This is a genomic window from Rhodococcus sp. KBW08, from assembly GCF_003852455.1.
GTDB classification, from domain to species: Bacteria; Actinomycetota; Actinomycetes; order Mycobacteriales; family Mycobacteriaceae; genus Rhodococcus_F; species Rhodococcus_F baikonurensis.
Window position 1 is genome coordinate 1 of sequence record NZ_QAJJ01000053.1, and the last position, 688, is coordinate 688.

The 688-nt window shown below is 58.1% G+C and carries 1 pseudogene; it reads right to left on the reverse strand.

From position 1 onward, the window contains the following. Positions 1 to 387 (reverse strand): annotated as a pseudogene (locus DBV08_RS32525) (hypothetical protein); the annotation flags it as partial. Positions 388 to 688: the final 301 nt, after the last annotated feature.

The following is a 688-nucleotide window of genomic DNA, read 5'->3' on the forward strand; positions in this document are numbered from 1 at the left end:
GGCCAAAGTGCATTGCTGAAAGTACAAAGCGACTACCTCCTGCGCGCCGTCCCATTCCGCCTCCAATCCGAGGGCTACCGCGTTCCCCCGCAACGCAGACCGAATATCGAGCGCATCGGCTGCTCTCATCGCAGGTGCTGCGCGCACCATGCTCACGTATTCGTCAAACCCATTCGACGCGACAGTTCCGATGACATCGATTACCGCCTGCCAATTCGGGCCCAGATGATCGATAAGGTCGAGATCCGAGATCGTGGTCGAATCGATATGGCGCACAACCGAATCGAGTGACCGATCGGCACCATCGTAGAGTCCGTCTCGTTGCGCCTGACGTGACCATTCCATTTCTGCGACCATCGCATCTCCCGGAACCGAAGCGGCATCCACGAACGCTTCCTCAATAGACAGCTCACTGCCGACGGCGACTTGGGGACCCCAAGCCGCTCCATTAACTCGCACAAGATCCGCAGCGGTCTGCACTACCTTCGTCAATCGTGTCGATGTGTTGGCAGCGTCAGGCGATGTCGCTGCTTCGGAGTCCGAGAGGAGCGGTTCACATGCCGGACTGCGTTGTTCACGTTGCCCTGAACTGCTGTTCTCTTCAACGACCGCAGAGGATGAGTTGGCCGCGATGAACTTCGATACTCCGATAACACCAGCAGCCACTACAGCGAAAATCAGCCCCGCC